Here is a 26,199-nt window from a genome sequence, read left to right as displayed (position 1 = left end):
GCACAGCAGTTCTCCGTAAGGTTGCGCTGTCGGAACCGAGTGATTCCGCGCCGCACGTGGCCGCACTGTCACAGTGACGTAATCACAGCGTATGTCTGATCGTGCCCGTGCAGAGCTATTCGGGACCGCTCAGGACCGGTCAGAGGTCATCAATTCGACGATCCGCTGCAGATCGTCGACCGACCCGAACTCCACCACGATCTTGCCCTTGCGTTTGCCGAGGCTCACGGACACGCGGGTGTCGAAGGCGTTGGACAGCTTTTCAGCAACGTCTTGGAGCCCGGGCATGTGGATCGGCTTGCGCCGCGGCGCCGACGGGGTGCTCGAATTCTTGGATTCGTGATTGGCAATCGTCACCGCTTCCTCGGTGGCTCGCACCGAGAGGCCCTCCGCGACGATCCTGCTGGCCAACTCTTCTTGCGCTTCCGGACCCGCCTCCAGCGACAGCAGGGCGCGGGCATGACCGGCCGACAACACGCCGGCGGCCACCCTGCGCTGGACCGGAATGGGCAACTTGAGCAGCCGGATCATGTTGGTGATCAGCGGACGTGACCGGCCGATGCGCGAAGCCAGTTCGTCGTGGGTGACCCCGAACTCGTCGAGCAGCTGTTGGTATGCCGCCGCCTCTTCCAAGGGGTTCAGCTGTACCCGGTGGATGTTCTCGAGGAGAGCGTCCCGGAGCAGGTTGTCGTCACCCGTCTCGCGCACGATCGCGGGAATGGTGGCCAGCCCGGCTTCCTGCGCGGCACGCCACCGCCGCTCCCCCATCACTATTTGGTAGCGCGCTCCGCTCGCCGAGCCCGGCACCGCCCGCACGACGATCGGCTGCAAGAGGCCGAACTCTCGGATCGAGTGCACGAGTTCCGCCAACGCCTCCTCGTCGAACACCTGCCTCGGCTGACGTGGGTTGGGTTCGATGTCGGAAGGGGAAATCTCGCGATACACCGCACCGATCGAGTCGGCACTCGGCAGCGGTCCGCCGATGACGACGTCAGCGGCCGCGGACCCCATCCGGGGGCCGAACGCGGCGGGGCCTTCCTCACCCTCCGCCGGCGCGGTAGGAATCAACGAAGCCAGGCCGCGGCCCAAACCGCCTTTGCGACGTGACATCTGGCTCATGCTCATACCCTCCCGGCTGGTGGTCGATCACGTTGGGCGAGTTCGCGGCTGGCGTCGAGGTAGCTCATCGCCCCCCGCGAACCGGGATCGTAGTCGATGATCGTCATGCTGTAGCCCGGCGCTTCGGACACCTTCACGCTGCGCGGAATCACCGTGCGTAACACCTTGCTGCCGAAATACCGGCGCACCTCTTCGGCGACTTGGTCGGCTAGCTTCGTCCTGCCGTCGTACATCGTGAGGATCACGGTGGTGACGTCGAGTTGTGGGTTCAGGTGTGCCTTCACCATCTCGATGTTGCGCATCAGCTGCGACACACCCTCTAGCGCGTAGTACTCGCACTGGATCGGGATCATCACCTCCGGCGCGGCCACGAGCGCGTTGATGGTCAGCAGGCCCAGCGAGGGCGGGCAGTCGATGAAGACGTAGTCGAAGTCGAAGTTGTCCAGCTCGGCCAATGCGTTGCGCAGCCGGTTCTCGCGCGCCACCATGCTGACCAATTCGATCTCGGCGCCGGCCAGGTCGATCGTGGCAGGGACACAGAACAGGCGGTCGCTGTGCGGGCTACGGCGCAGGGCCTCCCCCAACGAGACCTCCCCGAGCAGCACCTCGTACGACGACGGCGTGCCCGACTTGCGGTCGGCGATGCCCAGCGCGGTGCTGGCGTTGCCCTGCGGGTCGAGGTCGATGACGAGCGTCTTGAGGCCCTGCACGGCAAGCGCGGCGGCCAGGTTCACGGCGGTAGTCGTCTTGCCCACGCCGCCCTTCTGGTTGGCGACGGTGAAGAGCCGGCGCCGCGATGGCCGCGGCAATGGGTCATGGGCCGTGTGGATGACGCGCATGGCACGCTCCGCGGCGGCGGCGATGGGGGTGTCGACTTCGGCCGATGTTTCACGTGAAACATTCACCGGGGAATTGTGCGCCGCTTCGGTGGCCACCGCCACCCCAACCTGTACGCCACTCATGCTGTCGTCCCCTTTGCGACTCGGTGGGATGCCCGCCGCGTCGGCCGTCCATGTCGCGCCACCACCACGGTTGCCGGTGGATCTAAATAGTTCGCGCCACATGTGACCACCCTGACATCGACGGCCCCCATTGCTTCCATCACACGCCGGTGCTCTTGCACTTCGTTGTGCGCACGCTCCCCCTTGATCGCAAGCATCCGACCGTCCTCCTTCAGCACCGGCATGCTCCACTTCGCCAGCTTGTCGAGCGCGGCCACCGCCCGGGACACGGCCGCGTCGAACTTCCCCAGTCCCTTCCGGACCGCCGCGTCCTCGGCACGTCCGCGCACAACTTCGACGTCCAGTCCGAGATCGGCCACAACCTCGCTGAGGAACTCGCTCCGCCGCAGTAGAGGCTCCAGCAGAACCACCCGGAGATCGGGGCGAGCTATCGCGAGCGGAAGGCCCGGCAGCCCGGCGCCGCTGCCGACGTCTACCACCCGCTCGCCATCCCGGAGAAGCTCGGCGATGGCGACGGAGTTCAGTAGATGCCTGTCCCACACCCGTTCGGCCTCGCGTGGACCGAGGAGGCCCCGCTCCACTCCGGCCGTCGCGAGCCAATGGGCGTACCGCCGGGCGAGGTCCAAGCGATCGCCGAAGAGTTGCACCGCAGCGTCCGGAACCGCCTCGGTCGGCGGAGAGGGAGTCGCCGGCGACGGTCCGGCCGGGCCATGTTTCACGTGAAACATCTCCGCTCTGCTGCCCTGGAACTACACGTATGTAAGTCTGCTGCTCGTCGTCACGGATCGATTCCGATTACCGCACGGGTTAGTCGCGCAAGATAACCACGCGACGCGACGGCTCCACACCCTCGCTCTCGCTATGCACCCCGGGCACCGCCGCAACCGCGTCGTGAACGATCTTGCGCTCGAACGGCGTCATCGGTGACAGCTCTTCGCGCTTGCCGGTCTGTGCCACCCGTCGGGCAACCTTGTCGCCTAGGGCGGCCAGCTCCTCACGCCGCCGGCGCCGCCAACTCGCGATGTCCAGCATCAGCCGGCTACGCACACCGGTCTTCTGGTGCACGGCCAGCCGGGTGAGTTCTTGCAACGCGTCCAACACCTCACCACCGCGACCCACCAACTTATTCAGGTCGTTGCTGCCATCGATGCTCACGACCGCACGGTTGCCCTCGACGTCGAGGTCGATGTCGCCGTCGAAGTCCAGCAGGTCCAACAGCTCTTCGAGATAGTCGCCGGCGATCTCACCCTCGGCCACCAACCGCTCTTCGAGATCGGAATCCTCGACCGCGCTGTCAGGCGCAGCCGCGGTGTCCTCCCGGTCGGGTGTGGTTGCCGCTTCGTCAGCAAGTTCGGTGGTGTCGGCTTCCGTCATGGTCTCTCTCCCTCTCCACAGGTATTCGCGTTGTCGCGATGCTGTTCTCAAGCGTTCTGTTGGCGGTGGCCCACGCTCGGGGCTCGCCCCGGTACGTCGCCGCCGCGGTGTCAGCGTTTGCGCTTCTTGCTGGGCCGCGCCCCGGGTCGGGGGGTTCGGTTGGTCGGGCCAGTGCCCGTCGGCCGTTCCGCTCTCGTCTTCGACCGAACTTCTGTCGGCCGCTCATCAGCATCCGGCTCCGAGGGGGTGGCCGTGTCGCCGTCTGCCTCGCTCGCTGACTCGTCGGTTTCGCTCGACCGTGCCGCTTTGACATTCCGCTTGGGCTTCGCCCCCGGCGCCGGTGCGTTCGCAGCGCGGCGTTCCAAAGCCTGCTGCTTCTTGGCTTCTTCTTCCTTTTCGATCATGCCGAACACATAGTGCTGCTGACCGAACGTCCAGATGTTGTTGGCGAACCAGTACAGGATGATGGCCAGCGGCAGGAAGGGTCCGCCGACGATCACGCCGAGGGGGAAGACGTACAACGCCATCTTGTTCATCAACGCCGTCTGCGGGTTGGCCGCGGCCTCCGGGCTCTGCCGGGCCACCGATGCCCGGCTGTTGAAGTACGTCGCGACACCGGCCAGGATCATCACCGGAACGCCGACAGCGATGACCGCCATCTGGTTGTAGTGCTCGAACGCGTCCAACCCGCCGCTCTGGGTCATGGACGCCCCGATCGGAGCGCCGAACAAGTTGGCTTTCAAGAAGTTTTGGACGTCGGTCGCCGTGAACACGTAGTTGCCCAGGCTCGCGTTCTGTTCGACGGTCAGTTGCTGCAGACCGATCCCGCCGGTCGTCCGGTTGAACGACCGCAACACGTGATACAGGCCCAGGAACACCGGGATCTGAGCAAGCATCGGCAGGCATCCCAGGATCGGATTGAATCCGTGTTCGCGCTGCAGCTTCTGCATCTCGAGCGCCATGCGCTGACGGTCCTTGCCGTACTTCTTCTGCAGCGCCTTGATCTGGGGTTGCAGTTCCTGCATCTGGCGGGTGGTGCGGATCTGGCGCACGAAGGGCTTGTACAGCAGCGCCCGCAAGGTGAACACCAGGAACATCACCGACAAGGCCCAGGCGAAGAAGTTGGCCGGCCCCAGCACAAAGCTGAACAGCTTGTACCAAACCCACATGATCCACGACACCGGGTAGTAGATGAAGTCCAAGCTGAAGAAATCAAACAAAAGACTCGTTCTCCCCTCGCGCCGCTGGGTCAGCCCAGCTGGCATCTGCTAACTCGTGTCGCTCCGGTATCGGGTCCCATCCTCCCCGGTGCCAAGGCCCGCACTTGGCCAGCCGGACCGCGGCCAACCACCCGCCGCGAAATAGTCCGTACTCCGTGAGCGCGTCGACCGCGTACTGACTGCAGGTAGGCACAAAGCGACACGACGCCGGTCGTAATGGCGACACCATATGGCGATAGAGCTGGATCAGGAAAATCAGCCCGCGCACTACTACGGCACCGGCGGACCGGACCGCACGCCTTGGGCTGCCCGTCAACCTGCCCGTCAACAATGTCACCGGTCGGTACCCGCCAACTCGCAGGCCCGTCTCAAGCCCCTGCGCAACTGTTGCTCAAACCTCGCCGACGAGACCTGCCGGCTGCTCGGCAACGCGCGGATCACCACCCGATCACGCGGATCCAGATCATCCACCATGTCCCGGGCAACGTGCCGCAGACGACGTGCCACCCGATGCCGCTCGACCGCGGTACCAACCCGCTTGGGAATGATCAGGCCAACGTGCGGGGCCTCCCCCGGTTCGTCGTCACCAGCTCGGCGCACATGCACGACGATGTTGGGCTGAACGGCACGTATGCCGTATTTCACCGTCGCGTCGAACTCAGTCGACCGCCTCATGCGGTTGCGCGCGGATAACACCGCTAAGAAACCCGACGGTGCAATCAGGCAGTCAAGGCGCGGCGGCCCTTGCGGCGCCGGCTGGACACGATGGCCCGCCCAGCACGAGTACGCATCCGCAGCCGGAATCCGTGAACGCGGGCTCGGCGCCGGTTGTTCGGCTGGAAGGTCCGCTTGCCCTTGGCCACGGGATACTCCTTGGTGTCTCTGGCATCACCATCCGGCCGCCGGATTGGCTCGTCGGTCAGAGGTGTCTCGCTGCTGGCCGGCGCGGTCCCCAGAGGCGAGCTCTGGGTCGCAGCCGTATCGCCGACTTTCGGGCGACTGTTTGAGGGTACTGACCCGCCTTCGGCAGGTCAAACCTGGTCAACGCTGGTCCGGCCCAAATCACATCCAGCTCAATCAATAACGCAATGATTCTCACCGGCAGTCCCGGACGCGAAGAACTCGCCTCGAACGAAAAACAACGGTTGGCAGCCGCACCGAAAACTGTTAGCTTCGGTCGGTGCGGTTTCAAGCCTCTTGGACTTGAAACACCGGTTGACAACGAAGCGAGGATGGCAGATCGACTAGCTGCCCTGGCAACCGAACGGTTGTCGTCCAGCCCGGAGATCGCGAGCCGTTGCCGGTTAAGGTGCGGCGCGCTATTTCTGTCCCTTTCCACATCTGTGGATAACACTGTGGACAGTTGCTTCGTAGTCAACGGCACCTCGATTAGCGTCGTTGGCCAGCCGGGAGTTAAGCGAGAACCAGGGAGATGCGTCGTTGACCGATGACCCTGGTTCTGGATTCGCCACTGTGTGGAACGCGGTCGTCTCCGAGCTCAACGGGGACTCGACCAATGGGACGACACTGACCAACCCGCTGACTCCCCAACAAAGAGCATGGTTGAACCTCGTCCAACCACTCACCATCGTCGAGGGCTTTGCCCTGCTGTCGGTGCCGAGCAGCTTCGTCCAGAACGAGATCGAACGCCACCTGCGAACACCAATCACCGATGCACTCAGTCGCCGGCTGGGACAGCAAATCCAACTCGGGGTCCGCATCGCGCCGCCGCCAACCGACGACGACAAATCGACCGGGCCGGAACCGGACACCGAAGTCGGCAACGAAATCCCTGAGACCCCCGAGCGCGGCGAGACCCTGGACACCACCCAGCAGAACTGGCCGACGTACTTCACGGAGCGCCCCCGCAGCAACGACACCACTACCGCCAGCGGCACCAGCCTCAACCGCCGCTACACCTTCGACACGTTCGTGATCGGGGCCTCCAACCGCTTCGCCCACGCCGCCACCTTGGCGATCGCCGAAGCACCGGCACGGGCTTACAACCCGCTGTTCATCTGGGGCGAGTCAGGATTGGGCAAGACCCACCTGTTGCACGCCGCCGGCAACTACGCTCAGCGCCTGTTCCCCGGCATGCGGGTCAAGTACGTCTCCACCGAAGAGTTCACCAACGACTTCATCAACTCGCTGCGCGACGACCGCAAGGTGGCCTTCAAGCGCAGCTACCGCGACGTCGACGTGCTGCTCGTCGACGACATCCAGTTCATCGAAGGCAAAGAAGGCATCCAAGAGGAGTTCTTCCACACCTTCAACACGCTGCACAACGCGAACAAGCAGATCGTCATCTCCTCCGACCGGCCTCCCAAACAACTGGCCACGCTGGAAGACCGGCTCCGGACGCGGTTCGAGTGGGGGCTGATCACCGACGTTCAGCCGCCCGAGTTGGAAACCCGGATCGCGATCCTGCGCAAGAAAGCACAAATGGAGCGGCTCGCTGTTCCCGACGACGTGCTGGAACTCATCGCCAGCAGCATCGAACGCAACATCCGTGAGCTCGAGGGAGCGCTCATCCGGGTCACCGCGTTCGCCTCGCTGAACAAGACCCCGATCGACAAGGCCCTCGCCGAGATCGTGTTGCGCGACCTGATCGCCGACGCCAGCACGATGCAGATCAGCGCGGCGGCCATCATGGCCGCGACCGCCGAGTACTTCGACACCACGGTCGAGGAATTACGCGGGCCGGGTAAGACCCGCGCCTTGGCGCAGTCGCGCCAGATCGCGATGTACCTGTGTCGAGAACTCACCGATCTGTCGTTGCCCAAGATCGGCCAGGCGTTCGGTCGCGACCACACCACCGTGATGTACGCCCAGCGCAAGATCCTGTCCGAAATGGCCGAGCGCCGTGAGGTCTTCGATCACGTCAAAGAGCTCACAACCCGCATCCGGCAACGCGCCAAGCGCTGAATCCACCACATCCGCGCGTCCTGACGGTAATTTTTTTCAAAAAACTTCTCCCCCGCCAGTCACATCAATCACAGCATCGCGTTGTGTGCAGCCCTGTGGACAACCACTCAATACTGGAGTGAAGAACTCGGCCGATCGTCCACAGCCGCCCGTCTTCCCCAGCCCGTCCAGCTGAACCACACAACTTTCCACGCCGCAATCCACAGCCCCGCCCCGCCGCCTAGCAGCGGCAAGACGCACGTATCCCCAGGATCCACACCCCTTAATACTGATATTGAGATCTCTCCGTTGTTTCTTCGTTGAAGAACAACGCTGGGGACACCCGCTCAACAGGCGCCTTTCGCCGGACCAGTTGACCTGCGTGTCACCCGTAACCGGTAGCTTTCAAGTTCGGGCTAGAAGATCTACGGTTGTTCTTCGACTGCAGTGTCGGCGTCGCGACGCAGGTGTCATCGGCGCTCAGCACCGAAAGTCCCCGAGCTAGCGGGGGGAAGCTAGCCCCTGGATTGGTACCCATCGTGAGGTGAAGGGACGCAATGGACGCGGCTACGACACGAGCTGGCCTCACCGATTTGAAATTCCGTGTGGTACGCGAGTCGTTCGCCGAAGCGGTTTCATGGGTGGCCAAGAATCTGCCCACCCGGCCGACGGTGCCCGTACTCTCCGGAGTGTTGTTGACCGGTTCCGACGACGGCTTGACCATCTCCGGGTTCGACTACGAGGTCTCGGCCGAGGTGCAGATTGCCGCCGAAATCGCTTCTCCGGGAAGTGTTTTGGTATCCGGGCGGTTGTTGTCTGACATCACCCGGGCATTGCCCAACAAGCCGGTCGACTTTTACGTGGACGGCAACCGCGTCGCGCTGACGTGCGGTAATGCCAGATTCTCGTTGCCGACGATGGCGGTCGAGGACTACCCGACGTTGCCGACGTTGCCGGAAGATACAGGCACTCTGCCGTCGGAGTTGTTCGCCGAGGCGATCAGCCAGGTCGCGATCGCGGCCGGCCGTGACGACACGCTGCCCATGCTCACCGGCATCCGGGTCGAGATCTCCGGCGAGACGGTGGTTTTGGCGGCGACCGACAGGTTCCGGCTGGCCGTCAGAGAACTGACCTGGACGGCGTTGTCTCCCGACGTCGAGGCTGCGGTGCTGGTGCCGGCCAAGACGTTGGCCGAAGCCGCGAAGACGGGCACCGACGGTTCGGAGGTTCGGTTGTCGTTGGGTGCCGGGGCGGCCGTCGGCAAAGAGGGCCTGCTGGGCATCACCGGCAATGGCAAACGCAGCACAACTCGGCTACTCGATGCGGAGTTCCCCAAGTTCCGCCAGCTACTGCCGGCGCAGCACACCGCGGTGGCGACCATCGACGTGGCGGAGTTGACCGAAGCGATCAAGCTGGTTGCGTTGGTCGCCGACCGGGGCGCTCAAGTCCGGATGGAATTCAGCGAAGGCTCGTTGCGGCTTTCGGCCGGCGCCGACGATGTTGGACGTGCGGAAGAAGACCTCGCCGTGGATTTCGCCGGCGACCCGCTGACCATCGCCTTCAACCCGAACTACCTGACCGACGGATTGCAGTCATTGCACTCGGAGAAGGTGTCGTTCGGCTTCACCACCCCGGGCAAGCCGGCGCTGCTGCGGCCGGCGACGGCAGACGACGAGGTTGCGACCGGACCGGGGCCGTTCCAGGCGGTGCCGACGGATTACGTGTACCTGCTGATGCCGGTTCGGTTGCCCGGATAGGTGTATATCCGGCAGTTGGGACTGCGTGATTTCCGGTCCTGGGCCAACGCCGACCTCGAATTGCTCCCGGGCCGGACGGTGTTCGTTGGTCGCAATGGTTTTGGCAAAACGAATCTCATTGAGGCGATTTGGTATTCGAGCACTCTCGGCTCACACCGGGTCGGTACGGATGCACCGTTGATCCGGGCGGGCGCCGATCGTGCGGTGGTTTCGACCATCGTCGTCAACGAGGGCAGGGAATGCGCGATCGATCTGGAGATCGCCGCTGGACGGGCTAACAAAGCTCGGCTGAATCGGTCACCGGTGCGCAGCACGCGTGAGGTGGTCGGTGTACTCCGCGCCGTGTTGTTTGCCCCGGAAGACCTGACGCTGGTGCGCGGTGACCCGGCTGACCGCCGCCGCTACCTTGACGATCTGGCGACCGTGCGCCGCCCGGCGGTTGCTGCCCTGCGCGCCGATTACGACAAGGTGGTGCGCCAGCGCACCGCGTTGTTGAAGTCTTTGTCGGGCGCGCGGTACCGCGGCGACAACAGTGCGCTGGACACGCTGGACGTCTGGGACAGCCGGCTCGCCGAGTTCGGCGCCGAATTGATGGCCGCACGGATCAACCTGGTCAACGAATTGGCACCGGAAGTGGAGAAGGCCTACCAGCTGTTGGCGCCGGAATCACGTTCGGCCGCAATCGGTTACCGCGCCAGCACGGACGCGGTGACGGGCGGTGCCCCCGCTGGTCCCGCCGGTCCGGGCGCGGGGGCCGATCGTGAATTGCTGGAAGCCAGCCTGCTCGCGGCTCTGGCCGCCCGTCGAGACGCCGAATTGGAACGCGGCGTGTGTCTGGTGGGCCCACACCGTGACGATTTGGAATTACGCCTCGGCGATCAACCCGCTAAAGGCTTTGCAAGCCACGGCGAATCGTGGTCGTTCGCGGTGGCTCTGCGGTTGGCGGCCTACGAACTGTTGCGTGCCGAAGGGAGTGAACCGGTGTTGTTGCTCGACGATGTGTTCGCCGAATTGGATTCCGCGCGGCGCCAGGCCTTGGCGTCGGTGGCCGAGTCGGCCGAGCAAGTGCTGGTGACCGCGGCGGTGCTCGATGACATTCCGCAGGGATGGGATGCGCGGCTGATTCCGATCGATCTGCGCGACGGAGACACCGGGCGGTTCTCGGTGGTCACGTCGTGACGGACGAGGACGACGAAGTTCCGGGCGACGACAAGGGCCTCGATGTGGACCGGCTCGCCGGCATCGACCTGGTCCGACGGACGCTCGAGGAGGCACGGACGGCGGCTCGGGCGCGGGGGCACGACGCCGGCCGGGGGTACGCGGGGCCGCCGGTACCGCGCCGTGTCGCCGGTCAGCGGCGAAGCTGGTCGGGGCCGGGCCCGGATGTCCGGGACCCGCAACCGCTGGGCAAGTTGGCTCGCGATCTGGCTAAGAAGCGCGGCTGGTCGGCGCACGTGGCAGAGGGCACGGTATTCGGGCAGTGGACCTCGGTGGTGGGGCACCAAATTGCCGATCACGCCACTCCGACCGCGCTGAAAGACGGGGTGCTCAGTGTGACTGCCGAATCCACGGCGTGGGCCACCCAATTGCGCATCATTCAGAGCCAATTGCTGGCCAAGATCGCCGCCGCCGTCGGCAACGGTGTGGTCACGTCGTTGAAGATCACCGGTCCGGCGAAGCCGTCGTGGCGGAAAGGGCCGCGACACATCGGCGGCAGAGGGCCCCGGGACACCTACGGCTAGGCGCAGGAAGGACCCACCGCCGCCGCCCCGCCGGACTTTCACAGTGGGCGTCTCAGAGCCGCTAGGACGAGAGGGAACCTTATGTCAACCGTCGGGACGCGCCCGGAATGAAGAAATCGAGCGCACGGCGCAATCAGATAGGTAGAAACGCCGCCGCAGAGTCGGTCCTGTCGGCGGGGAACGGTAGAGTGGTCTAGTGCGACTGCTGCGGTGACTGGACCGCTCGCATGCAACCCCAAGGAGAGCACTCGGACCGTGGCTGCCCAGAAGAAGAAGAACCCGTCTGGATACGGCGCAGAACAGATCACCGTTCTGGAAGGCCTCGAGGCCGTCCGCAAACGTCCGGGCATGTATATCGGGTCGACCGGTGAGCGCGGTTTGCACCATCTCATCTGGGAGGTCGTCGACAACTCCGTAGATGAGGCGATGGCTGGCTACGCCACCCAGGTCGACGTTCGGCTGCTCGAGGACGGCGGGGTGGAGGTCGTAGACAACGGACGTGGCATTCCCGTGGCGATGCACGCCACCGGCGCCCCCACCGTCGATGTCGTCATGACCCAACTGCACGCCGGCGGCAAGTTCGGCGGGGAGAACAGCGGCTACAACGTCAGCGGTGGCCTGCATGGCGTCGGTGTGTCCGTGGTGAACGCGCTGTCCACGCGCCTGGAGGTCGACATCAAACGCGACGGGTACGAGTGGTCGCAGTATTACGACCACGCCGTGCCGGGCACCTTGAAGCAGGGCGAGGCCACCAAGAAGACGGGTACCACGATCAGGTTCTGGGCCGACCCGGAGATCTTCGAAACCACCGAATACGACTTCGAGACGGTGGCGCGCCGGCTGCAGGAAATGGCATTCCTCAACAAGGGTTTGACCATCACCCTCACCGACGAGCGGGTGCAGCAGACCGAGGTTGTCGACGAGATCGTCAGCGACACCGCCGACGCGCCCAAGTCTGCCGAGGAGAAAGAGGCCGAATCCAAGGCGCCGCACAAAGTCAAGCACCGCGAATTCCACTACCCCGGCGGGCTGGTCGACTTCGTCAAGCACATCAACCGCACGAAGAACCCCATCCAGCAGAGCATCATCGACTTCGATGGCAAAGGTCCCGGCCACGAAGTCGAAATCGCGATGCAGTGGAACGGCGGCTATTCCGAGTCCGTGCACACCTTCGCCAACACCATCAACACGCACGAAGGCGGGACCCATGAAGAAGGCTTCCGCAGCGCGCTGACGTCCGTGGTGAACAAGTACGCCAAGGACAAGAAGCTGCTGAAGGACAAGGACCCCAACCTCACCGGTGATGACATCCGGGAAGGGCTGGCCGCGGTCATCTCGGTCAAGGTCTCCGAGCCGCAGTTCGAAGGTCAGACCAAGACCAAGCTCGGCAACACCGAGGTGAAGTCGTTTGTGCAGAAGGTTTGCAACGAACAGTTGACGCACTGGTTCGAGGCGAACCCGTCCGAGGCGAAGACGGTCGTCAACAAAGCAGTGTCCTCGGCGCAGGCCCGGATCGCCGCACGCAAGGCGCGAGAATTGGTGCGCCGCAAGAGCGCAACCGACCTGGGTGGCTTGCCCGGCAAGTTGGCCGACTGCCGTTCCACCGATCCGCGCAAGTCGGAACTCTATGTGGTGGAGGGTGACTCGGCCGGCGGCTCGGCAAAGAGCGGCCGCGACTCCATGTTCCAGGCGATTCTTCCGTTGCGCGGCAAGATCATCAACGTCGAGAAGGCCCGTATCGACCGCGTCCTGAAGAACACCGAAGTCCAGGCGATCATCACCGCGCTGGGCACCGGCATTCACGACGAGTTCGACATCTCCAAGCTGCGCTACCACAAGATCGTGCTGATGGCCGACGCCGACGTTGATGGCCAACACATTTCGACCTTGCTGTTGACCTTGTTGTTCCGGTTCATGCGGCCGCTGATCGAGAACGGCCACGTGTTCCTGGCGCAACCGCCGCTGTACAAGCTCAAGTGGCAGCGCAGCGATCCGGAGTTCGCCTACTCCGACCGTGAGCGCGATGGCCTACTCGAGGCGGGTCTCAAGGCCGGCAAGAAGATCAACAAGGAAGACGGGATCCAGCGCTACAAGGGTCTGGGCGAAATGGACGCCAAGGAGCTGTGGGAAACCACCATGGATCCCGCGGTGCGGGTGTTGCGCCAGGTGACGCTCGACGACGCCGCCGCGGCCGACGAGTTGTTCTCCATCCTGATGGGTGAGGACGTCGAAGCACGGCGCAGCTTTATCACCCGCAATGCCAAGGATGTTCGCTTCCTAGACGTGTAAGTGTCCGCGGTCGATTAGCTAAACAACGAACGACGAGGGATAGATGACAGACACGACGCTGCCGCCGGGTGACGACTCGGTCGACCGCATCGAACCGGTTGACATTCAACAGGAGATGCAGCGCAGCTACATCGATTACGCGATGAGCGTGATCGTCGGCCGCGCCCTACCCGAGGTTCGCGACGGCCTCAAGCCGGTGCACCGGCGCGTGCTGTATGCCATGTACGACTCCGGTTTTCGCCCGGATCGCAGTCACGCCAAGTCCGCGCGCTCGGTTGCCGAGACGATGGGTAACTACCACCCGCACGGTGACGCGTCTATTTACGACACCTTGGTGCGCATGGCCCAACCGTGGTCGTTGCGGTATCCGCTAGTCGACGGACAGGGCAACTTCGGTTCCCCGGGCAACGACCCGCCGGCCGCGATGCGCTACTGTGTCTCCGGAGATGCGTTGGTGCGCTTGCCATTCGGGCAATCGGTGCGCATCGCTGATGTGGTCCCGGGTGCCCGGCCGAACACGGACAACCAGGTCGATCTCAAGGTCCTCGATCGGCATGGGAATCCTGTTGCGATTGACCGCTTGTTCCATTCCGGCGAGCACCAGACATACACGGTGCGCACGGCCGAAGGCTACGAGGTCACCGGTACCGCCAATCACCCGTTGCTGTGCCTGGTCGATGTCGCCGGTGTGCCGACGTTGCTGTGGAAGCTGATCGAAGAAATTCGACCCGACGACCATGTCGTCTTACAGCGCACGCCCCCAATGGAGTTCGGCCCCGCCGAGTCGCATGACACGATGGAAGCGCTGTTGCTTGGGGACAAACTCGTCCCCGAGTGGCTGTGGCACTCCCCCGCGGCCATCAAGCGGGCCTTCCTACAAGCACTCTTCGAAGGCGACGGATCGTGCTCCGCGCTGCCGCGCAACACGATTCAGATTTCCTACTCGACCCGCAGCAAGCAACTGGCCATGGATGTCCAGCAGATGCTACTGGAGTTCGGCGTCATCTCGCGCCGTTACTTGCATGCGGTCGGTGAATACAAGGTCGTCATCACCAACCGTGCCCAGGCCGAATTGTTCGCGAACCAAATCGGATTCGGCGGCGCCAAGCAGGAAAAGCTAGTCGGCATCTTGTCGTCCATGCCGCCGGGCAAAGGCCGCGACAGCGATCACGTCCCGGGTCTGGCAAGGTTCATCCGGCGGCACTGCGGCAGCCGGTCGGTCGACAAGGACTGGCTCAACCGCCACAACATCGACAACATCCAGCGCTGGCGCACCGGTGGCGACGAAATCCTCTCGCATATCGCCGATCCCGACGTGCGGGCCATCGCGACGGACCTCACCGACGGCCGGTTCTACTACGCGCGCGTCGCGTCTGTTACCGACGCCGGCGTGCAGCCCGTCTACAGCCTGCGGGTGGACACCGAAGACCACGCCTTCCTCACCAACGGTTTCGTCAGCCACAACACCGAGGCCCGGCTCACCCCGCTGGCGATGGAGATGCTGCGGGAAATCGACGAGGAGACAGTCGATTTCATCCCAAACTACGACGGTCGCGTCCAAGAGCCGACGGTACTCCCCAGCAGATTCCCCAACCTGTTAGCCAATGGCTCCGGTGGCATTGCGGTCGGCATGGCCACCAACATCCCGCCGCACAACCTGCGCGAGCTCGCCGAGGCCGTGTTCTGGTGCTTGGACAATTACGACGCCGATGAAGAGGCGACGCTTGCCGCCGTCATGGAACGGGTCAAGGGCCCCGACTTCCCCACGTCCGGACTGATCGTCGGCTCGCAGGGCATCGTGGATGCTTACAAGACCGGCCGCGGGTCCATCCGGATGCGCGGAGTCGTTGAGGTGGAAGAGGATTCACGCGGCCGTACGTCGCTGGTCATCACCGAGCTGCCGTACCAGGTCAACCATGACAACTTCATCACCTCGATCGCCGAGCAGGTCCGCGACGGCAGACTGAGCGGCATTTCCAACATCGAAGACCAGTCCAGCGATCGGGTCGGTCTGCGCATCGTCATCGAAATCAAGCGCGATGCCGTCGCCAAGGTCGTGCTGAACAACCTGTACAAGCACACCCAGCTGCAGACCAGCTTCGGCGCCAACATGTTGTCGATCGTCGACGGCGTGCCACGCACACTGCGCTTGGACCAGATGATCCGCTACTACGTCGAGCACCAACTCGACGTCATCGTCCGCCGGACCACCTACCGGCTGCGAAAGGCCAACGAGCGGGCCCACATCCTGCGCGGTTTGGTCAAGGCGCTGGACGCGCTGGACGAAGTGATCGCGTTGATTCGGGCGTCGGAAACCGTCGACATCGCCCGGGCCGGCTTGATCGAACTGCTCGACATCGACGAGATTCAGGCCCAGGCCATCCTGGACATGCAACTGCGCCGCCTGGCGGCGTTGGAACGTCAGCGCATCGTCGACGATCTGGCCAAGATCGAGGCCGAGATCGCCGACCTCGAGGACATCCTGGCCAAGCCGGAACGCCAACGCGCCATTGTGCGCGACGAACTCGCCGAGATCGTCGAGAAGCACGGGGACGACCGTCGTACCCGGATCATCGCTGCCGACGGCGACGTCAGCGACGAGGACCTGATCGCCCGCGAGGACGTCGTCGTCACCATCACCGAAACCGGATACGCCAAGCGCACCAAGACCGATCTGTACCGCAGCCAGAAGCGGGGCGGAAAGGGCGTGCAGGGCGCCGGGCTGAAGCAGGACGACATCGTCCGGCACTTTTTCGTCTGCTCAACCCACGACTGGATTCTGTTCTTCACCACTCAGGGTCGGGTCTATCGGGCCAAGGCTTACGAGCTGCCGGAGGCCTCTCGCACGGCGCGCGGCCAGCACGTCGCCAACCTGTTGGCATTCCAGCCGGAGGAGCGAATCGCTCAGGTCATCCAGATCCGGAGTTACGAAGACGCTCCGTATCTGGTGCTCGCGACCAAGAACGGTCTGGTGAAGAAGTCGAAGTTGACCGACTTCGACTCCAACCGGTCCGGCGGCATCGTCGCCATCAACCTGCGTGACGGGGACGAGCTGGTGGGGGCGGTGCTGTGCTCCGCCGAGGACGACCTGCTGCTGGTGTCGGCCAACGGCCAGTCGATCCGCTTCTCGGCCACTGACGAGGCGCTGCGACCGATGGGCCGCGCGACCTCGGGCGTGCAGGGCATGAGGTTCAACGCAGATGACCGGCTGCTGTCGCTGAACGTGGTCCGCGAAGGCACCTATCTGCTGGTGGCCACCTCCGGGGGCTACGCGAAACGCACCGCGATCGAGGAGTACCCGGTACAGGGCCGCGGCGGCAAGGGCGTGCTCACCATCATGTACGACCGCAGACGCGGCCGGCTGGTAGGCGCGTTGATCGTCGACGACGAGAGCGAGCTCTACGCGATCACCTCGGGCGGCGGCGTCATCCGTACTACCGCGCGCCAGGTCCGCAAAGCCGGCCGACAGACCAAGGGCGTGCGCCTGATGAACCTCGGTGAGGGCGACTCCCTGCTGGCCATCGCGCGCAACGCCGAAGAAAACAGCGAAGAAGGCGCTGAGGGCGAGGGGTCGGATACCTAACCGGCGACGATTCGGACGGTGGATCAACTCCAGGTAAACCCCGGCAACTAGACTCGGCGCCTGAATAGGACACGTTAGGAGTTGGGGTGACCTCACCGAACGAGCAGGGCGCCCCCAATCAGGGCGACAACCCGAATGGGGATGCGGTGGTCGATCGCGCTGGTGTACACCGGGCGACGACCGGACCCGGCCGGTTGCCGGACTCCGGAGAATCGCCGCCGTGGCAGCGCGGCGCGACTCGGGCGTCCTCGACGACCCAACGAGCAGCGGCGGATCCGCCCACTGACGTGCGGCCAACGACGGCGTCCTCGGCCGCAGATGCCCGCCTGAACCGCTTTATCACCGGCTCTCCGACGCCAACGTCCGGAACATCGGGTAAGGGCACGGGCTCACCGCCGGAGCCGGATGCGCCGTCGCCGCGTAGTGAGAACCCACCGGCCGAGGCCTACGCCAGCGAACTGCCCGATCTGTCCGGCCCGATCCCCGGACCGGCCCGCAAGTCCGCACCGGAACGCGCGGCGGAGAAGGCGCCGGCGGCGCGTCCCGGAGCAGCCCGCGCGGCGGCCGCCGAAGCCCGCGGCGAGAGCAGAGAAGGCCGGGTTCAGGTGTCGCCACGTCGAGCCACCCGTGGCCCAGTTCGGGCCAGCATGCAGATCCGCCGGATCGATCCCTGGAGCACGCTGAAGGTGTCGCTGCTGTTGTCGGTGGCGCTGTTCTTCGTCTGGATGATCGCGGTGGCTTTCCTCTACCTCGTGCTCGGCGGTATGGGCGTGTGGGCCAAGCTGAACAGCAATGTCGGCGACCTGCTGAACAACACCAGCGGGAGCAGCGGCGAGCTGGTGTCCAGCGGCACCATATTCGGCGGCGCGGTCCTGATCGGGTTGGTCAACATCGTCCTGATGACGGCGATGGCCACCATCGCCGCGTTCGTCTACAACCTGACGACGGATCTGATCGGCGGCATCGAGGTAACCCTGGCCGACAGGGACTGACGCGCTGTCCGTGAACTGCACACATACACCCGTTTTGGGAGTACGGCGCCGATTGCGGTAATCTCGTCGCTCGGCCGTACGCGAGTGCGGGCCTGTAGCTCAGGCGGTTAGAGCGCTTCGCTGATAACGAAGAGGTCGGAGGTTCGAGTCCTCCCAGGCCCACGATCATGTGCCCGTCCAGACGTTGGGTGAAGGTGGCATTGCCGCTGGTAATGGTGGCTGTCGTAGCGGCGGTAGTGCGCTCGCGGCGCGATGTCGAAGTCTGGCACATGGCGGCGGATCCCGGCGCTGGTCACGAACCTGGTTACGAGGGGCCTTAGCTCAGTTGGTAGAGCACCGCCTTTGCAAGGCGGGTGTCAGGGGTTCGATTCCCCTAGGCTCCACAGATTTCTTTCCATGACGTCGTCTGCGGCGCACCGTGCCGAGGATGCGGCCAAGCCCGGACGCGGACCAGACACCCTGTCCTATCTGGCAGTCAGCGCATGCCACGCCATGTCCGCGAGGGCCGTGTAGTACTCGACGGGGATCACTTCCTCGCTGTACAGCGCGTAGACGTTCAGTGGCGCCATCACTATCTGCACGGCGGCCAGCGTGTTGACGTCGGGCCGCAACTCCCCGCGTTCTCTTGCCCGAGCCAAAATCGTGCGCGCGGCAGCGAACTGCTCCCGCCAAATCGCCATCCGGGTCTCTTGGTCATGCCGGCCGCGAAGGTCCATGACCAGGGCCCGCACGAACGTGCGACCGCTTTCGGTGTTGATCCGGTCGGCGACGTGACGGGCAAGTGCCAGCAGGTCCCCGCGCAGCGAGCCGGTGTCGATGTCCGATTGCAGCGCCTCGTTATCCCCTACGGCAAAATCGACGATCAGCCGGTGGCGATCACCCCAGTAGCGGTAGATGATCGCGGGGTCGAAATTGTGGCGCTCCGCCATCGCTTCCACGCTGAACCGCTCAACACCCCAGCAGGCCAACTCATCCAGCACGGCGGGCAGCACCCGCGCGCGGACGTCATCAGGAATGGCAGCCTGAGCGGCATGCCGTGGTCGAGACGGCTCCATGTCTCCCGGCCTTCCAGGATCAACCGAAACGCTTCGACCTAACCTGCCCGAGCGGCGTCAACCACGTTCGGCACCTCTCCAATAGTGGGTTTACTCCCGGCGCGGTTGCGAGCGGGACTCGGGTGCTCTGCGAATCACGTTGGACAACGGGTGTCCTACGGTCGCGGTTGTACGTCGACGCTGGGTGGCAGCGGTGACGGATCGGGGCGCGTGGAACGGCGAACGATGCTGAACGCGATGGCGCCGGTCGCCACGATTGCGACCGCCGCTCCTCCAATGATCCACGGCCGCTTGCCATGGCGCCGTTGGGATTGACGCGCTTCCTGGTACACCTGCGGCAGACTGGCGACCACTTCCTGCGCGGCGGCCAACTCCTGAGCAAACGTCTCCTGTGCGGCTGCGATCTCCTTGGAGAGCCGGCCCTCCCGGTAGTGGCGACGTAGCTCCGATGCGGCCGACTGCGCGGAGTTCAACCCGAGTCCGACAACACCTCGGGTGACATCCACCGGGCCCACCGCCGTGTAGGTGAGGCCGCGGGTCAGTCGCTCCCGTGGGGTCAACCGAGTTTCCGCCTTCGTGCTCATCTGCCGCCTTTCATGGTCTTGCCGGGCCTTGCCGGGTCTCTGCCGGTTCTTGCTGGATCATCGGCCAGGGTCGTTGGCCAGGGCTAAGGAGTACCACCACAGACTGCCATCTCGACGACGTGTGCGGGAGTGTCGTTTTGCGGCTCTTGGCGGGTACACCGGCTGCGGACCGGCCCACGCGTGATGGCAGACTGTGATTTCGTGACTATCCAGACCGCAACCGCCACGCTGCACACCAATCGCGGAGACATCAAGGTTGCCCTGTTCGGCAACCACGCGCCCAAAACTGTCGCCAACTTCGTGGGCCTGGCACAAGGCACCAAGGAGTACTCGACACAGAACGCATCGGGTGGCCCCTCTGGGCCGTTTTACGATGGCGCGGTCTTTCACCGGGTGATCCAGGGCTTCATGATCCAGGGTGGCGACCCGACCGGAACGGGTCGTGGTGGTCCTGGCTACAAGTTCGCTGACGAGTTCCACCCCGAGTTGCAGTTCGACCGGCCCTATCTGCTCGCCATGGCCAACGCCGGTCCGGGTACCAACGGTTCACAGTTCTTCATCACGGTGGGCAAGACGCCGCACCTGAACCGGCGCCACACCATCTTCGGTGAAGTGACCGACCCCGAGTCGCAGCGAGTCGTCGAGGCGATCTCGAAGACGCCGACCGACGCCAACGACCGACCCACCGACCCGGTCGTCATCGAGTCGATCACCATTTCTTGATCCCACCGGCCGCCCACGGGGGCGCCGACCGTAGACCGCGCAACAGCCCGCCGCGAGGGCGCGCAAAATGCCAGCCTTCGCGGCGTGGCGGCGTGCGAACACGCGCGCTCGTCGAGAACTAAGGCCCCAAAGAGCTCAACCGGCATAACCGGCGTCGGTGAGGGCATCAAGCACGTCCAGCGGGTCGGTGCCCAGGTCCCAACGGGACAGGATCCACATGCCGCCGGCGACGCCCTCGATCTCCAGTAGCCGAACTTTGCGGCCGAAGCGGCGGAACTCGGTGATCCGGATGATCTTGATTTCGGGGCGCTGTAATATCTGCGTCCGGAACCACCCTCGAATCGCCAGACCGTCGGGGGTGATTGCCAGCTTTGGACGGGCACGCCACGACACGCCCGCAAACAAGATCAAACCCAGCGCGGCAATCCCGGTCATGACGCGGCCCGGCGGGTCTGTGACCAAGGTCACACAGGCGGTAGCCATGATTAGACCCGCGACTCCGCAACCAGCGATTCCAGCCGCAGAAGGCTCCCATTGAGTTTGCTGCATGCGTTAGCTAGACCCTCTCACCACTGCGGATGCAGTTATCCACAGACGCTATCAACAGTGGGGATGAATCACACGCGTGTGATTGAGTGACGACAAGGTTGCTAGCCCATGAACAGAACGACCGCGAGATGAATTCATTACGTCTGTGCAAATCCTCGCCTGCCGGGTCCAACTGGTGCTCAATGCCAACGCATCGTCAGCAACAACCCCGTGATCATGAAAGCGAACGCGATCGCGTAGTTCCACGGACCCAGCTCCGCCATCCAGTGCAGGGCCTGTGGAGCGTTCGCCCCGAGGGCCGCCAACTGGAACACCATTAGCCAGACCAGGCCGATCAGCATTAGCCCAATGAAGAGGCAGACGAACCACACACTCGACGGCCCGACCTTCACCTTCACCGGCGTGCGGCTTACCGCGCTGACGGTGAAGTCGTTCTTCTTACGGACCTTGGACTTCGGCATCTGATCCCTCGGAGTTACGGTTATTGCAGGTATCGCTCGGGTACGAGACTAACGCACCTGACCCTTTGACCAGCTCACCTGGACCCGGAAGTAGAGACACGTTGGCCACCAAGCGCGAGGACAAGCGCCGATCGCCGTGGCGCTTCGGTGTCCCGCTGGTGTGCCTGATGGCGGGGCTGCTCCTGGCCGCGACGCACGGGGTATCGGGCGGAGCCGAGATTCGCCGCAGTGACGCGCCACGCCTAGTGGACATGGTTCGCGAGGCACAGGCGTCGGTGAGCTTGCTCACCGCGCGTCGAGAAGCGCTGACCACCAAGATCGATACTTCGCACGGGAAGTCGACCGACGCGGCGCTGCAAGCCATGTTGAGGCGGGCCGCCGAGCTGGCCGGTGAGGCGGACATGGAACCCGTGCACGGCCCGGGCATGGTGGTCCGACTCGACGACGCACAGCGCGATGCCAACGGGCGCTTCCCGCGCGATGCCTCGCCAGACGATCTGGTCGTGCATCAGCAGGACATCGACGGCGTCCTCAACGCGCTGTGGAGCGCCGGTGCCGAGGCCATCCAGGTGCAGGACCAGCGCATCATCGCGACCTCGGTGGTCCGCTGCGTCGGAAACACCGTTTTGCTCAACGGACGTACCTACAGCCCGCCCTACACGATCACCGCGGTCGGCAACGCCGCGGCGATGCAGGCGGCGCTGGGCGCCGCTCCCCTGGTGACCCTCTACAAGCAGTACGTCGTCCGATTCGGCCTCGGGTATCGCGAAGAGGTCAAGCCCGACGTCCAGATCGTCGGCTACCCGGGCACAGTGCAGCTGCACGTCGCCAAACCCTCGGGGCCGATCGGCTACTGAACCCCCTCCGAACTACGGAGGTAACCTGTCACGATGCGGATTCTGGTCGTCGACAACTACGACAGCTTCGTGTTCAACCTGGTGCAGTACCTCGGCCAGCTTGGCGTCGAAGCCGACGTGTGGCGCAATGACGACGACCGACTCTCCGCTGCCGACGGCCCGGCCGCCGTCGCGGCGCAGTTCGACGGTGTTTTGCTGAGCCCCGGCCCGGGCACCCCGGAACGCGCGGGCGCGTCGATCGCGTTGGTCCGTGCCTGCGCCGCGGCCCGCACGCCACTGCTCGGGGTGTGTCTCGGCCACCAAGCGATCGGCGTGGCGTTCGGCGCCACCGTCGATCGTGCGCCCGAGCTGCTGCACGGCAAGACCAGCAGCGTGTTCCACACGAATGCCGGTGTGCTGCAAGGACTTCCGGATCCCTTCACGGCGACCCGCTACCATTCCCTGACCATCCTGCCGGAGTCGCTGCCCGCCGAACTCGAGGCCATCGCCCACACCCGCAGCGGCGTCATCATGGCCGTCCAGCACCGCGAAGTGCCGATCCACGGGGTGCAATTCCACCCGGAGTCGATTTTGACCGAGGGCGGACACCGGATGCTGGCGAACTGGCTCACCTACTGCGGATGGGGACGCGACGACACCCTGGTCCGTCGGCTGGAGAACGAGGTCCTCACCGCGGTACGGCCGCAACTGCCGCCCGAGCGTGAAGTTACTGACCGAACTTCAGCGTGATGACGCCGTCGCGGTTGCAACCGGTCCCGGCGGCAGGGCTCTGGTAGACGACCCGATTGTGCTGGGCGCCGCCCGCGTCGACATCCGGCCCCTTGTCCAGCACCCCGGTCCACCCGAGCGCGCGCAGCCGTGGTTCGGCGTCCGTCCAGAACATTCCAGATAGGTCGGGCATCACGAACTGGTTGCCCTTGGACACCTGTAGTTCGATCACCGAATCGACCGGGACGACCGTGCCGGCAGGAGGATTGGTGCCGATCACGTCCCCGGCCGGCTTTGTGCTGTCCACCTGCGACTGACTGAACTTCGTGAAGCCGTAGACGGTGAGGTTCTGCTGGGCCAACTCGACCGTCTGGCCCTTGACGTCGGGGATCTGCTTCGTCTCGGGCCCGGAGCCCACGATGATGGTGATCACGTTGGTGATCGCCGACGTTTGATTGGCCGGCGGGTTCGTGCCGAGCACCTTGCCGGCCATTTCCGGGGACGACGGGGAGTTCGCCTGCTTGAACTTCGTGAATCCCGCCGCCTGCAGCTTCTTGACGGCCTCGTTGTACCCCAGCGAAGAAACGTCGGGAAGTTCGCGCTGTTCGGGTCCGGTGGAGACGTTGATCGTGACCTCGTCGCCGGCGCCCACAGACACGTTGGCACCGGGGTCGGTCCCGATGACGTGGTCGGGCGGGATCGTCGAGTCCGGCTTCTGCTGGGTACGGATCTTGAAGCCGCGGTTCTGCAGCGCCGCTATGGCATCGGCCGACGCCTGCCCTCGTACGTCGGGCACCTGAACACTGCGGGTCTTGCCGCCGAAAGTGTTGATGGCGATGAACACCACGATGGTCAACACCGCCAGGATGGCAACGGCCGCCGCCCACCGGCCCACCGAACCCATGGGGCGGTCACGGTCGGTGTCATCAAAGACCTGACGAGGCAGCGGGTCGGTGCGCGGGCTGCCGTGGGGTGGCGACGACAGCAGCGAACGGCGCTCCGCCCCGGTCAGCACCTTCGGCGCTTCGGGCGGCTCACCGTTGTGCACCCGAACCAGATCGGCGCGCATCTCGGCCGCGGTCTGGTAGCGGTTCTCCGGGTTCTTGGCCAGCGCCTTGAGGACCACGGCGTCGAGGTCGGCGGAGATGCCCTCGTGACGTTCTGAAGGCGGCACCGGGTCTTCGCGGACATGCTGGTAGGCGACCGCCACCGGCGAGTCACCGGTGAAAGGTGGTTCGCCGGTGAGCAATTCGTAGAGAACACAGCCCAACGAGTAGACATCGGACCGTGCATCCACCGAGTCACCACGGGCTTGCTCGGGCGACAGGTATTGCGCGGTTCCGATCACCGCGGCGGTCTGGGTGACGCTGTTGCCGCTGTCGGCGATCGCGCGGGCGATGCCGAAGTCCATCACCTTCACCGCATTGGTGGAGCTGATCATGATGTTCGCGGGCTTGACGTCGCGGTGGATGATGCCGTTTTGGTGGCTGAAGTTCAGTGCCTGACAGGCATCGGCGATCACTTCGATTGCCCGTTTTGGGGCCATCGGGCCTTCGGTGTGGATGATGTCGCGCAACGTGACGCCGTCCACGTACTCCATGACGATGTACGGCAACGGCCCGGCGGGTGTCTCGGCTTCGCCGGTGTCGTATACCGCAACGATCGCCGGATGATTCAGCGCCGCGGCGTTCTGCGCCTCGCGGCGGAAGCGCAAGTAAAAGCTCGGGTCGCGGGCCAGGTCCGCGCGCAGCACCTTGACCGCGACCTCGCGGTGCAACCGCAGGTCGGTAGCCAGGTGTACCTCCGACATGCCCCCGAACCCGAGAATGTCGCCGAGTTCGTAGCGGTCGGACAGGTGCCGAGGGGTCGTCATTGCACTGACTCATATCGGGCCGGCGACCCCGATAGACGGAATGGGTGATCAACCCTCACCGGGTCGGCCCCAGGCGTCACGGAGGCAGGGCGGAAGCCGGGCTCATTGTTGTTTATCCCAGGAGTACCTGGCTGTTGGCCGTCCGTCCAATTTCGCCCTACACCAGGCGCGGGGCCGGAGCCGACCGGGGTGCTGGTGGCCGGCGCCGGCTCCGTCTGGGTGACGGTGGTCGCCGGCTCGTTGGTTTCGGCGTTGGAGTTGATGACGATGAGCACCGCGATGATGATCGCCAGCGCCCCGAGCACCCCGGCGGCCCACAACAGCGCGCGCTGACCTGACGAGAAGGTGCGGCGGGCCGGTGGCGGACGGTGCGCCGTGGCCGCCCGGCGCGACCCCGTGGTCCGAGTGGTGCTGGGAGCGGGCGCCACCCGCGCCGGCGTCGCCGACGGAATTGCCGCCGGCGCAGCGCGGCCCGCCGGCGGCGACTGGCTCGGCCTTGGGGGGCGACGGCCGGCCCGCACTGCGGCGACCGCGTCGGCGAACGGGCCGCCGCTGCGGTACCGCATGCTCGGATTCTTGGCCATGGTGATCTCGATGAGCTCCCGCACGTTGGCCGGCAGATCGGCCGGCAACGGCGGCGGAGGTTCCTTGATGTGCTTCATCGCGACGGTCAAGGCCCCGTCACCGCTGAACGGCCGCTTGCCGCAAAGCGCCTCGTAGCCAACGACGCCCAGGGCATACACGTCGCTAGCTGGGGTTGCGTCGTGACCCAGGGCCTGCTCGGGGGCGATGTACTGGGCGGTGCCCATGACCATGCCGGTCTGGGTCACCGGCGCCGCGTCGACGGCCTTGGCGATACCGAAGTCGGTGATCTTCACCTGGCCGGTCGGGGTGATCAGGATGTTGCCGGGCTTGACGTCGCGGTGCACCAGACCGTTGGCGTGCGCGAGTTGCAGAGCGCGGCCGGTCTGCTCGAGCATGTCGAGCGCGTGCCGCAGCGAGAGCCGCCCGGTGCGCTTGAGCACGGAGTTCAGCGGCTCGCCGTTGACCAGCTCCATCACCAGGTAGGCCGTCCGGCCCTCCCCGTCCATGGCGCTCTCGCCGTAGTCGTGCACCTGAGCGATGCCGGGGTGGTTCAGCATGGCGGTGGTGCGCGCTTCGGCGCGGAACCGCTCGATGAACTCAGGGTCTTGGGAAAACTCCTGCTTGAGTACTTTGACCGCAACGCGGCGCCCCAGCCGGCTGTCCACCGCTTCCCATACCTGGCCCATGCCACCGGTGGCGATGAGGCGCTGGAGGCGGTATCTGCCGGACAGCGTCACCCCAACGCGGGGACTCATGGCTTGCCTCCCGCTCGCTCCGGTCCTCGCGCGTTCCGCGCTGCGATCCTCACTGGGCACACCACGTGGCGACCCGCTGCGCGTGGCGTCGCCACGCTTGCGGTCAC

The 26,199-nt window shown here is 64.9% G+C and carries 24 protein-coding genes and 2 tRNA genes; 12 read left to right on the top strand and 14 right to left on the bottom strand.

All coding sequences use genetic code 11. The features are described from left to right. Positions 1-129 precede the first annotated feature (129 nt). The 8 genes from BST27_RS08000 to rpmH form a co-directional block, all read right to left on the bottom strand. Positions 130-1,119, bottom strand: coding sequence for a ParB/RepB/Spo0J family partition protein (locus BST27_RS08000; protein WP_069421183.1), 990 nt, complete (start codon positions 1,117-1,119; stop codon positions 130-132). Between the two features lie 2 nt (positions 1,120-1,121). Continuing rightward, entirely contained in the window at positions 1,122-2,081 is a 960-nt protein-coding gene (locus BST27_RS07995; protein WP_069421184.1) for a ParA family protein, read from the bottom strand. Beyond that, positions 2,078-2,809: a 16S rRNA (guanine(527)-N(7))-methyltransferase RsmG gene (rsmG, locus tag BST27_RS07990; protein ID WP_069421185.1), complete on the bottom strand. Its 732-nt coding sequence runs from the start codon at positions 2,807-2,809 to the stop codon at positions 2,078-2,080. Before rsmG ends, BST27_RS07995 begins: the two co-directional genes overlap by 4 nt. Positions 2,810-2,888: 79 nt before the next feature. Next, entirely contained in the window at positions 2,889-3,455 is a 567-nt protein-coding gene (locus BST27_RS07985) for a Jag family protein (protein WP_069421186.1), read from the bottom strand. Positions 3,456-3,565: 110 nt separating this feature from the next. Further along, positions 3,566-4,720 (bottom strand): membrane protein insertase YidC, encoded by a 1,155-nt coding sequence (gene yidC / locus BST27_RS07980; protein ID WP_069421187.1) that lies wholly within the window; start codon positions 4,718-4,720, stop codon positions 3,566-3,568. Then, positions 4,668-4,991 carry a membrane protein insertion efficiency factor YidD gene (yidD, locus tag BST27_RS07975; RefSeq protein WP_079219754.1) on the bottom strand — a complete coding sequence of 108 codons (324 nt, stop codon included), beginning with the start codon at positions 4,989-4,991 and terminating at the stop codon, positions 4,668-4,670. The genes yidC and yidD overlap by 53 nt, the downstream gene beginning before the upstream one ends. 17 nt (positions 4,992-5,008) lie before the next feature. Then, complete coding sequence (gene rnpA / locus BST27_RS07970; protein WP_069421188.1) at positions 5,009-5,371, bottom strand: ribonuclease P protein component; 363 nt, start codon at positions 5,369-5,371, stop codon at positions 5,009-5,011. A gap of 23 nt (positions 5,372-5,394) precedes the next feature. Continuing rightward, the gene (gene rpmH / locus BST27_RS07965) at positions 5,395-5,538 is read right to left on the bottom strand and encodes a 50S ribosomal protein L34 (protein WP_079219747.1); all 144 of its coding nucleotides are present in this window, start codon (positions 5,536-5,538) and stop codon (positions 5,395-5,397) included. 577 nt (positions 5,539-6,115) lie between these two features. Here rpmH and dnaA point away from each other — a divergent pair. From dnaA to BST27_RS07920, 9 genes are all read left to right on the top strand, one after another. Beyond that, positions 6,116-7,600 carry a chromosomal replication initiator protein DnaA gene (gene dnaA / locus BST27_RS07960; RefSeq protein ID WP_069421196.1) on the top strand — a complete coding sequence of 495 codons (1,485 nt, stop codon included), beginning with the start codon at positions 6,116-6,118 and terminating at the stop codon, positions 7,598-7,600. A gap of 536 nt (positions 7,601-8,136) precedes the next feature. Continuing rightward, on the top strand, positions 8,137-9,336 hold the full coding sequence (gene dnaN / locus BST27_RS07955; protein WP_069421189.1) for a DNA polymerase III subunit beta: 1,200 nt from the start codon (positions 8,137-8,139) through the stop codon (positions 9,334-9,336). Next, the gene (gene recF / locus BST27_RS07950) at positions 9,337-10,515 is read left to right on the top strand and encodes a DNA replication/repair protein RecF (protein WP_069421190.1); all 1,179 of its coding nucleotides are present in this window, start codon (positions 9,337-9,339) and stop codon (positions 10,513-10,515) included. Then, on the top strand, positions 10,512-11,078 hold the full coding sequence (locus BST27_RS07945) for a DUF721 family protein (RefSeq protein WP_264000818.1): 567 nt from the start codon (positions 10,512-10,514) through the stop codon (positions 11,076-11,078). Before recF ends, BST27_RS07945 begins: the two co-directional genes overlap by 4 nt. A 255-nt stretch (positions 11,079-11,333) precedes the next feature. After that, on the top strand, positions 11,334-13,367 hold the full coding sequence (gyrB, locus tag BST27_RS07940; RefSeq protein ID WP_069421191.1) for a DNA topoisomerase (ATP-hydrolyzing) subunit B: 2,034 nt from the start codon (positions 11,334-11,336) through the stop codon (positions 13,365-13,367). Positions 13,368-13,410: 43 nt separating this feature from the next. Next, positions 13,411-16,950, top strand: coding sequence for an intein-containing DNA gyrase subunit A (gyrA, locus tag BST27_RS07935; protein WP_069421192.1), 3,540 nt, complete (start codon positions 13,411-13,413; stop codon positions 16,948-16,950). Between the two features lie 86 nt (positions 16,951-17,036). Next, a complete protein-coding gene (locus BST27_RS07930; protein WP_079219749.1) occupies positions 17,037-17,942 on the top strand; it encodes a DUF3566 domain-containing protein in 906 nt (301 codons plus the stop codon). A gap of 88 nt (positions 17,943-18,030) precedes the next feature. After that, positions 18,031-18,104 (top strand) — tRNA-Ile (locus BST27_RS07925). Between the two features lie 148 nt (positions 18,105-18,252). Further along, positions 18,253-18,325 (top strand) — tRNA-Ala (locus BST27_RS07920). A gap of 81 nt (positions 18,326-18,406) precedes the next feature. Here BST27_RS07920 and BST27_RS07915 read toward each other — a convergent pair. Next, positions 18,407-18,997: a TetR-like C-terminal domain-containing protein gene (locus tag BST27_RS07915; RefSeq protein WP_069422154.1), complete on the bottom strand. Its 591-nt coding sequence runs from the start codon at positions 18,995-18,997 to the stop codon at positions 18,407-18,409. 155 nt (positions 18,998-19,152) lie between these two features. Further along, on the bottom strand, positions 19,153-19,581 hold the full coding sequence (gene cwsA / locus BST27_RS07910; RefSeq protein WP_069422155.1) for a cell wall synthesis protein CwsA: 429 nt from the start codon (positions 19,579-19,581) through the stop codon (positions 19,153-19,155). 183 nt (positions 19,582-19,764) lie between these two features. Here cwsA and BST27_RS07905 point away from each other — a divergent pair, with 183 nt between their 5' ends. Further along, the gene (locus tag BST27_RS07905) at positions 19,765-20,304 is read left to right on the top strand and encodes a peptidylprolyl isomerase (protein WP_069422156.1); all 540 of its coding nucleotides are present in this window, start codon (positions 19,765-19,767) and stop codon (positions 20,302-20,304) included. Between the two features lie 135 nt (positions 20,305-20,439). On the opposite strand, the gene BST27_RS07900 is transcribed toward BST27_RS07905, so the two are convergent. Both BST27_RS07900 and crgA read right to left on the bottom strand, forming a co-directional pair. Then, positions 20,440-20,853, bottom strand: coding sequence for a PH domain-containing protein (locus tag BST27_RS07900; protein ID WP_069422157.1), 414 nt, complete (start codon positions 20,851-20,853; stop codon positions 20,440-20,442). A gap of 179 nt (positions 20,854-21,032) precedes the next feature. Then, complete coding sequence (gene crgA, locus BST27_RS07895) at positions 21,033-21,314, bottom strand: cell division protein CrgA (protein ID WP_069422158.1); 282 nt, start codon at positions 21,312-21,314, stop codon at positions 21,033-21,035. 167 nt (positions 21,315-21,481) lie between these two features. On the opposite strand from crgA, the gene BST27_RS07890 reads away from it, so the two are divergent. Both BST27_RS07890 and BST27_RS07885 read left to right on the top strand, forming a co-directional pair. After that, complete coding sequence (locus BST27_RS07890) at positions 21,482-22,171, top strand: DUF881 domain-containing protein (RefSeq protein WP_069422170.1); 690 nt, start codon at positions 21,482-21,484, stop codon at positions 22,169-22,171. A gap of 33 nt (positions 22,172-22,204) precedes the next feature. Further along, entirely contained in the window at positions 22,205-22,900 is a 696-nt protein-coding gene (locus tag BST27_RS07885; protein ID WP_069422159.1) for an aminodeoxychorismate/anthranilate synthase component II, read from the top strand. On the opposite strand, the gene pknB is transcribed toward BST27_RS07885, so the two are convergent. Then, positions 22,878-24,752 carry a Stk1 family PASTA domain-containing Ser/Thr kinase gene (gene pknB, locus BST27_RS07880; RefSeq protein ID WP_069422160.1) on the bottom strand — a complete coding sequence of 625 codons (1,875 nt, stop codon included), beginning with the start codon at positions 24,750-24,752 and terminating at the stop codon, positions 22,878-22,880. The two genes, BST27_RS07885 and pknB, sit on opposite strands and share 23 nt — an antisense overlap. Then, positions 24,749-26,092 (bottom strand): serine/threonine-protein kinase, encoded by a 1,344-nt coding sequence (locus BST27_RS07875; RefSeq protein WP_079219750.1) that lies wholly within the window; start codon positions 26,090-26,092, stop codon positions 24,749-24,751. The genes pknB and BST27_RS07875 overlap by 4 nt, the downstream gene beginning before the upstream one ends. Positions 26,093-26,199: the final 107 nt, after the last annotated feature.

It is taken from the genome of Mycobacterium intermedium (assembly GCF_002086275.1).
GTDB classification, from domain to species: domain Bacteria; phylum Actinomycetota; class Actinomycetes; order Mycobacteriales; family Mycobacteriaceae; genus Mycobacterium; species Mycobacterium intermedium.
This window is presented reverse-complemented; position numbering and strand designations above follow the sequence as displayed.

Bases quoted from the DNA above. Each gene is read 5' to 3' on its own strand.
- BST27_RS08000 (WP_069421183.1), bottom strand. From the start codon at position 1,119: ATGAGCCAGATGTCACGTCGCAAAGGCGGTTTGGGCCGCGGCCTGGCT.
- BST27_RS07995 (WP_069421184.1), bottom strand. From the start codon at position 2,081: ATGAGTGGCGTACAGGTTGGGGTGGCGGTGGCCACCGAAGCGGCGCAC.
- rsmG (WP_069421185.1), bottom strand. From the start codon at position 2,809: ATGTTTCACGTGAAACATGGCCCGGCCGGACCGTCGCCGGCGACTCCC.
- BST27_RS07985 (WP_069421186.1), bottom strand. From the start codon at position 3,455: ATGACGGAAGCCGACACCACCGAACTTGCTGACGAAGCGGCAACCACA.
- yidC (WP_069421187.1), bottom strand. From the start codon at position 4,720: ATGCCAGCTGGGCTGACCCAGCGGCGCGAGGGGAGAACGAGTCTTTTG.
- dnaN (WP_069421189.1), top strand. From the start codon at position 8,137: ATGGACGCGGCTACGACACGAGCTGGCCTCACCGATTTGAAATTCCGT.
- gyrA (WP_069421192.1), top strand. From the start codon at position 13,411: ATGACAGACACGACGCTGCCGCCGGGTGACGACTCGGTCGACCGCATC.
- BST27_RS07915 (WP_069422154.1), bottom strand. From the start codon at position 18,997: ATGGAGCCGTCTCGACCACGGCATGCCGCTCAGGCTGCCATTCCTGAT.
- cwsA (WP_069422155.1), bottom strand. From the start codon at position 19,581: ATGAGCACGAAGGCGGAAACTCGGTTGACCCCACGGGAGCGACTGACC.
- BST27_RS07905 (WP_069422156.1), top strand. From the start codon at position 19,765: ATGGCAGACTGTGATTTCGTGACTATCCAGACCGCAACCGCCACGCTG.
- BST27_RS07900 (WP_069422157.1), bottom strand. From the start codon at position 20,853: ATGCAGCAAACTCAATGGGAGCCTTCTGCGGCTGGAATCGCTGGTTGC.
- crgA (WP_069422158.1), bottom strand. From the start codon at position 21,314: ATGCCGAAGTCCAAGGTCCGTAAGAAGAACGACTTCACCGTCAGCGCG.
- BST27_RS07890 (WP_069422170.1), top strand. From the start codon at position 21,482: ATGGCGGGGCTGCTCCTGGCCGCGACGCACGGGGTATCGGGCGGAGCC.
- BST27_RS07885 (WP_069422159.1), top strand. From the start codon at position 22,205: ATGCGGATTCTGGTCGTCGACAACTACGACAGCTTCGTGTTCAACCTG.
- pknB (WP_069422160.1), bottom strand. From the start codon at position 24,752: ATGACGACCCCTCGGCACCTGTCCGACCGCTACGAACTCGGCGACATT.
- BST27_RS07875 (WP_079219750.1), bottom strand. From the start codon at position 26,092: ATGAGTCCCCGCGTTGGGGTGACGCTGTCCGGCAGATACCGCCTCCAG.